The organism is Intrasporangium sp. (assembly GCF_036566125.1).
GTDB lineage: Bacteria > Actinomycetota > Actinomycetes > Actinomycetales > Dermatophilaceae > Intrasporangium.
This window is the reverse complement of sequence record NZ_DATCWX010000041.1, coordinates 1-6,490: the sequence shown is the minus strand read 5'-3', so window position 1 is coordinate 6,490 and position 6,490 is coordinate 1. Positions and strand designations below refer to the sequence as shown.

6 protein-coding genes and 1 pseudogene are annotated in these 6,490 nt (G+C 69.3%); all 7 read left to right on the top strand.

Annotation, left to right across the window (positions count from 1 at the left end; translation table 11 throughout):
- The coding region (locus VIR15_RS02535) for a sensor histidine kinase (protein ID WP_331925897.1) at nt 1–334 on the top strand (334 nt) is incomplete at its 5' end.
- Entirely contained in the window at nt 331–990 is a 660-nt protein-coding gene (locus tag VIR15_RS02530) for a response regulator (protein WP_331925896.1), read from the top strand. The genes VIR15_RS02535 and VIR15_RS02530, both read left to right, overlap by 4 nt.
- A 139-nt stretch (nt 991–1,129) precedes the next feature.
- Nucleotides 1,130–2,026, top strand: coding sequence for an ABC transporter ATP-binding protein (locus VIR15_RS02525; RefSeq protein ID WP_331925895.1), 897 nt, complete (start codon nt 1,130–1,132; stop codon nt 2,024–2,026).
- A complete protein-coding gene (locus VIR15_RS02520; RefSeq protein ID WP_331925894.1) occupies nt 2,023–2,838 on the top strand; it encodes an ABC-2 transporter permease in 816 nt (271 codons plus the stop codon). The genes VIR15_RS02525 and VIR15_RS02520 overlap by 4 nt, the downstream gene beginning before the upstream one ends.
- A gap of 204 nt (nt 2,839–3,042) precedes the next feature.
- Nucleotides 3,043–4,239 carry a RimK family alpha-L-glutamate ligase gene (locus VIR15_RS02515; RefSeq protein ID WP_331925893.1) on the top strand — a complete coding sequence of 399 codons (1,197 nt, stop codon included), beginning with the start codon at nt 3,043–3,045 and terminating at the stop codon, nt 4,237–4,239.
- A 60-nt stretch (nt 4,240–4,299) separates the two neighbouring features.
- Complete coding sequence (locus VIR15_RS02510) at nt 4,300–5,046, top strand: HAD family hydrolase (protein ID WP_331925892.1); 747 nt, start codon at nt 4,300–4,302, stop codon at nt 5,044–5,046.
- A 26-nt stretch (nt 5,047–5,072) separates the two neighbouring features.
- Nucleotides 5,073–6,490: pseudogene (locus VIR15_RS02505) on the top strand (glycoside hydrolase family 65 protein); the annotation flags it as partial.

Here is a 6,490-nt window from a genome sequence, read left to right as displayed (position 1 = left end):
GCCGCCCGGGCTCGATCTGTCGGCCTACCGCATCGTCCAGGAGGGATTGACCAACAGCCTCAAGCACTCGGGCGCCAGCCAGGCGGAGGTGCAGGTCCGCTACGGCCCGCGAGAGCTGGAGCTCGAGGTCCGCGACGATGGCGGCGGCGTCGCGGGCGTCGCGGGCGGCGCGGCCGGCGACGGCCACGACGACTCGGAGAGGGGGCTCGGCCACGGCCTCGTCGGGATCCGGGAACGCGTCAAGATCTACGGTGGGCAGATGTCGGCGGGAGCGTCCCGGGCCGGTGGTTACGTCCTTCGCGCCCGCTTCCCCCTCGATGGAGCGGGCCCATGACGATCCGGGTCCTCGTGGTGGACGACCAGTCGATGGTGCGAGCAGGCTTCCGGCTGCTGCTCGCCGACGAGCCGGACATCGAGGTCGTCGCCGACGCGAGCAACGGCCTCGAGGCGATCGCCCAGGCCGCGCGCTTCCACCCGAACGTCATCCTCATGGACATCCGCATGCCCGAGCTCGACGGCCTCGAGGCGACGCGACGAATCCTGGCCGCCGACCCTGCGGCCCGCGTCCTCATCCTCACGACGTTCGACCTGGATGACTACGTCTACGAGGCGCTCAGGGCGGGCGCGAGCGGCTTCGTCCTCAAGGACGACCCACCCGAGCAGCTCATCGCTGCGGTCCACACCATCGCGGCCGGTGACGCACTGCTCTCTCCCGCGGTGACGAAGCGCGTCATCCAACACTTCACCAGGCTGAACCGACATGCGCCTCCTCGCGTGTTCGAGAGCCTGACGACGCGGGAGCTCGACGTCTACCGGCTCATCACGCGCGGCCTGTCCAACGCCGAGATCGGGCGCGAGCTGTTCATCAGCGAGACCACGGTCAAGACCCATGTGACCCGACTGCTGCAGAAGCTCGACGTGCGCGACCGCGCCCAGGCGATCGTTCTCGCCTACCAGTCGGGGCTCTTCGACGCGTCCGACCTGGCCTGACGCACGGGGTCCTCCAAAGGTCGGACGCGAAAGATCGTCGGCTCGTCGGACCTGCTCGCGACGTCCCGACGACGCGCTGAGGGGTGCCCGGTTCCTAGCGTTGAAGCATCCAATCACCCAGTGCGAAAGGCACCTCCACATGATCACCATCGACTCCCTGACGAAGACGTACGGCAAGCTGACCGTCGTCGACGACGTCAGCTTCGTGGCCAGCAGCGGCCGGGTGACCGGCTTCCTCGGACCGAACGGGGCCGGCAAGTCGACCTCGATGCGGATGATGGTGGGCCTGACGACACCAACGGCGGGCAGCGCCACGATCCTCGGTCGTCGGTTCGCCGACCTCCCCAACCCGGGACTCGAGGTGGGCGTCATGCTCGACGCCTCGGCCCAGCACGCCGGCCGCACCGGTCGCGAGATCCTCACGCTCGCCCAGCGGTTCATGGGCCTGCCGGCCCGCCGCGTGGACGAGTCCATCGAGGCGGTCGGGCTCACCGAGTCCGAGGCCGGCCAGCGGGTCGGCAACTACTCGCTCGGCATGCGCCAGCGCCTCGGCGTGGCCACGGCCCTCATCGGTGAGCCCGCCGTGCTCATCCTCGACGAGCCGGCGAACGGGCTCGACCCGGCCGGCATTCGCTGGATGCGCGACCTGTTGCGCGGCTATGCCGACCAGGGCGGCACGGTCCTGCTCTCCTCGCACCTGCTCCACGAGGTCGAGGTCATCGCGGACGACATCGTCATGATCGGCAAGGGCCGGATCGTCGCCCAGGGCTCCAAGTCCGAGCTCCTGGGCGCGGCGGGCACGGTCGTCCGTGCGGCCGACATCTTCCGGCTCCAGCGAGCCCTCGACCAGCACGGCGTCCTGACGACCGTGACCGATGACGGCGCCCTGCGCGCCGACGCGGACGCCGCTCGCGTGGGCTGGGCTGCACACGCCTCCGGCCTCGCACTCACCGAACTGCGCTCAGCCGATGGCGGGCTCGAGGACATGTTCCTCCAGCTCACCGCTGACACCCAACGAGAAAGGAAAGCGGCATGACCGCCATGACCGTCGACACCGTCGACAGCAGCACCACCGCCCGTGCAGATCGCGGCGCTCCCAAGCGGATCCCGCTCACCCGCGTCATCGCGGTCGAGCTCCGCAAGATGTTCAACACCAGGTCCGGCTTCTGGCTCATGGCGAGCATCGTCATCGTCGGCGTCGGGACGACCGTCGGGATCATCCTGCTGGCACCCGAATCGGAGCTGACGTACTACACGTTCGCCAAGGCCGTCGGCTTCCCGATGGCGATCATCCTGCCGATGATCGCAACCCTGTCGATCACCGGCGAGTGGAGCCAGCGGAGCGGCCTGACGACGTTCACCCTGGTCCCGCGCCGCAACCGGGTCATCGTCGCCAAGGGCCTCACCTCCCTCGGCGTGGGCATCGCGGCGATGCTCTTCGCCTTCGCCATCGGCGCGGTCGGCAACCTCGTCGGCATGGCCATCACCGGCGCTGACCTCGTCTGGGACGTCTCGCTCACGGAGGGGGCGACCATCGTGCTCGGCAGCCTGCTCTGCCTGCTCACCGGCACCATGCTGGGCATGCTCATCCGCAGCTCGGTGGGAGCGCTCGTCGTCTACTTCATGTACGCGTTCGTGCTGCCCAGCCTGTTCGGGGTCCTCACGACCAGCGTGGACTGGTTCCCCGACGTGCGGCCGTGGATCGACCTCAACCTTGCCGAGTCCTTCCTCTTCAACGGTCAGGTGACCGGCGAGCAGTGGGCGAACGTCGCGGTCACCGCGGGGGTGTGGATCATCCTTCCGGCGCTCCTGGGACTCCGCCTGGCCATGCGGTCCGAGGTGAAGTGACGGGGTCGCCCGAACCCTCCCACGGGCCGGCCCTCGACCCCGAAAGCTGTTCACTCGATCAGGTCATCGGCCGGAGAGAAGCCCTGGTGCTCATCAGAGCACCGGGGCTTCTCGCATCCGCCGACCAGCGCGGCTCACGGCACACCCGGCGAGTGCTTAGATGGTTCGGCTCCATCACGTCGATCGACCTCGCAGGTAGACACCATGAAAATCGCGATCCTCTCGCGCGCCCCCCGGTCGTACTCGACACAGCGGCTGCGGACCGCTGCCCTCGACCGCGGACACGAGGTGAAGGTCCTCAACACCCTGCGCTTCGCGATCGACCTCTCCGGTCCCGACCCCGATCTCCAGTTCCGCGGTCGGCCGATCTCGGACTACGACGCCGTGCTGCCCCGCATCGGCAACTCGATCACCTACTTCGGCACCGCGGTCGTGCGCCAGTTCGAGCAGATGGACGTCTACACGCCCAACACCGCCAACGGCATCGCCAACTCCCGCGACAAGCTGCGCGCCACGCAGATCCTCTCGCGGCACAACATCGGGATGCCAGCGACCACGTTCGTGCGCAACCGCGCCGACGTGCGACCCGCGATCCAGCGGGTCGGCGGTGCCCCCGTCGTCATCAAGCTGCTCGAGGGCACCCAGGGCATCGGCGTCATCCTGGCCCCCGAGGTCAACGTCGCTGAGGCCATCATCGAGACGCTGCACAGCACGAAGCAGAACGTGCTCATCCAGAGCTTCGTCAAGGAGAGCCGCGGCCGGGACATCCGGGCTCTCGTCGTCGGTGACCGGGTCGTGGCTGCGATGCGCCGAGTCGCCCATGGCGACGAGTTCCGCTCGAACGTCCATCGCGGCGGCGCGGTGGAGGCCGTGTCGCTGCCCCCGGAGTACGAGGAGGCGGCGGTGCGCTCGGCGCAGATCATGGGACTGCGGGTCGCCGGCGTCGACATGCTCGAGAGCGTCAACGGACCACTCGTCATGGAGGTCAACTCCTCCCCCGGCCTCGAGGGCATCGAGACGGCGACCAAGCTCGACGTCGCGGGAGCCATCATCGACTACGTCTCCCACCAGGTCGGCTTCCCGGAAATCGACGTCCGCCAGCGCCTCACCGTGTCGACCGGCTACGGCGTCGCCGAGCTCGTCGTGCACGCAGGCGCCGATCTCGTCGGCAAGACGATCGCGGAGTCAGGCCTCGACGACCGCGACATCACCGTCCTCACCCTCCACCGCGGCACCTCCGTCATCCCGAACCCGCGTCGCCGCACCGAGCTGCAGGCCGAGGACCGGCTGCTGTGCTTCGGCAAGCTCGAGGAGATGCGCTCGATGATTCCCGAGCGACGGCGTCGGCGCCACAAGGTCCGACGCCTCCCGAAGGAGCCACTCGTCGACGACCGCGAGTGACGCAGCATCCGGACCGCCCCAGGTGCGCTGCCACCTGCATCCTGCCCTACCGTTGGGCAGATGGAATGGCAGAACGCCGGCGCCGTGCTCTTCGACCTCGACGGCGTACTGACGCCGACGGCCGAGGTGCACCGGCGCGCCTGGGAACAGCTGTTCACCGGCGTCCTCGAGCGGCTGCCGGAGGACGTCGAGGCAGACCGCTCGCCCTACACCGACGAGGACTACTTCCACCATGTCGACGGACGGCCGCGCTACGAGGGCGTCACGGCGTTCCTGCGCTCCAGGGGTATCGACCTGCCGCACGGGACGCCCGAGGACTCGCCGGACGAGGTGACCATCTGCGGCTTGGGTAATCGGAAGAACGTGCTGTTCAACGAGATCCTCGACGCCGAGGGGATCGAGCCCTACCCCGGGTCCGTGGCGCTGCTCGACGACCTCGAGCGCCGAGGCACTCCGGCCGCTGTCGTCACCTCCTCCCGCAACGGCCCGCACGTCCTCCGCACGGCCGGTCTGGCCGAGCGGTTCGAGGTTCTCGTCGACGGCTCCGTCGCGACCGAGCAGGGGCTGGCCGGCAAGCCGGAGCCGGACACCTTCCGGTATGCCGCGGACCTGCTCGGCGTCGAGCCGGCCCGGTGCGCCGTGGTCGAGGATGCCGTCTCCGGCGTCACTGCCGGTGCCCGCGGCGACTTCGGGATCGTCGTCGGCGTCGACCGTGGCGTCGGCGCGGACACCCTGCGCCAGGCAGGTGCCGACGTGGTCGTCACCGACCTCGCCGAGCTGCTCCCCACCGCTGGTCCCCTCTCCTAGCCACACCCTTGACCCCGGAGGACCCCATGCAGTCCGACTCGTGGCATCACCCGCCACAACCTGTCGACCCCCTCGACCGCAGCCGCTTCCCCATCGAGCCGTGGCGGCTGGTCGAGTGCGCCTACGAGAAGCACGACCTCGGGGTCACGGAGACGCTGTTCTCTGTCTCGAACGGCTATCTGGGCCTGCGCGGCAACGTCGAGGAGGGGCGCGACACGCACACGCATGGCACCTTCGTCAACGGCTTCCACGAGACCTGGCCGATCCAGCACGCCGAGGAGGCCTACGGCCTGGCCCGGGTGGGCCAGACGATCGTCAACGTCCCGGACCCCAAGACGATCAAGCTCTATGTCGACGACGAGCCGCTGCTGCTGTCGGGAGCCGACCTCGAGTCCTACGAGCGCGCCCTGGACATGCGCGCGGGGCTGCTGACGAGGCACCTGATCTGGCGCACCAGCTCGGGCAAGCGCGTGCGGATCACCAGCACCCGGATGACCAGCCTCGTCGAGCGGCATCTCGCGGTCATGACCTTCGAGGTCGAGATGCTCGACGGGGACGCCTCGCTGGTGATCTCCAGCTCGATCCTCAACCGGCAGGACGGCTCGGACGAGTACCGGGTGAGCTCGGCGGCAATGGGCGAGGGGCTCGACCCGCGGCAGGCCGAGTCATTCGAGCACCGTGTGCTGCAGCCCCGCCGGCACGAGATCGTCGACGACCGGCTGCTGCTGGGGTACCGATGCACCAACTCCAAGATGACGATCTCCACCCTCGTCCACCACGCGATCGAGACCGACAATCCGTTTACCCAGCGGCGCAGCGTCGAGGAGGACCTGGCCAAACAGGTCTACGAGATCGCCGCCGAGCGCGGCCGGCCGGTGCGGGTGGAGAAGCTCGTCGCCGTGCACACCTCGAGCGGCGTGCCGCCGCGTGAGCTGGCCGACCGCTGCGGCCGCACCCTGGACCGCGCGGTGTCGGCCGGTGTACCGCGGCTGCACCGGGAGCACGCCGAGCACTGGGAGCGGTTCTGGGCCGAGTCCGACGTCGAGGTCGAGGGCCAGCCGGCGGTGCAGCAGGGGATCCGGTGGAACCTCTTCCAGCTCGGGCAGGCCACCATCCGGGCCGGCAACCAGGGCATACCCGCCAAGGGCCTGACGGGCACCGGTTACGGGGGCCACTACTTCTGGGACACCGAGTGCTACGTCGTGCCGTTCCTCACCTACACCCACCCGCAGGCGGCGCGCAACGCGCTGCGCTTCCGCCACGGGATGCTCGACGACGCCCGCCGTCGCGCCGCCGAGCTGTCGCAGTTCGGGGCGCTCTACCCATGGCGAACGATCAACGGCGAGGAGGCCTCCGCGTACTTCCAGGCCGGCACAGCGCAGTACCACCTCAACGCCGACATCGCCTACGCCCTGAGCAAGTACGTGCAGGCGACCGGTGACCG

What these genes read in the sequence shown, in the direction of transcription:
- VIR15_RS02530 (WP_331925896.1), top strand. Translation starts at nt 331, where the DNA reads ATGACGATCCGGGTCCTCGTGGTGGACGACCAGTCGATGGTGCGAGCA.
- VIR15_RS02525 (WP_331925895.1), top strand. Translation starts at nt 1,130, where the DNA reads ATGATCACCATCGACTCCCTGACGAAGACGTACGGCAAGCTGACCGTC.
- VIR15_RS02520 (WP_331925894.1), top strand. Translation starts at nt 2,023, where the DNA reads ATGACCGCCATGACCGTCGACACCGTCGACAGCAGCACCACCGCCCGT.
- VIR15_RS02515 (WP_331925893.1), top strand. Translation starts at nt 3,043, where the DNA reads ATGAAAATCGCGATCCTCTCGCGCGCCCCCCGGTCGTACTCGACACAG.
- VIR15_RS02510 (WP_331925892.1), top strand. Translation starts at nt 4,300, where the DNA reads ATGGAATGGCAGAACGCCGGCGCCGTGCTCTTCGACCTCGACGGCGTA.